Here is a 240-nt window from a genome sequence, read left to right on the forward strand (position 1 = left end):
TACCGGCCGCATTGCTCAGGGTGGCGGTATAAACGATGGAACCGCCTTCGGCCACGGAGTCGGCTGCGCTCAGGCTGAGGGTGGTGGTGTCTGCTGTATCAGTGATCGAGGTATCCGCCGACTTGCCGTCGACTTCCAGTTTCTCGTAGTTACCGCCCTTGGCATCGTCGATCTTGACGCTCAGGGAGCCGCCACCGGCCAGTGCATCATTTGGCGCAACGAAGTTGACAGAACCGCTGC

At 60.4% G+C, this 240-nt stretch carries 1 protein-coding gene; it reads right to left on the minus strand.

Annotated features, from left to right (window positions below; genetic code table 11):
- The coding region (locus tag AACY49_RS31700; RefSeq protein ID WP_339528312.1) for an immunoglobulin-like domain-containing protein at positions 1–240 on the minus strand (240 nt) is incomplete at both ends.

Origin of the sequence: Pseudomonas sp. EL_65y_Pfl2_R96 (assembly GCF_963970905.1) — a bacterium.
Lineage (GTDB): Bacteria > Pseudomonadota > Gammaproteobacteria > Pseudomonadales > Pseudomonadaceae > Aquipseudomonas.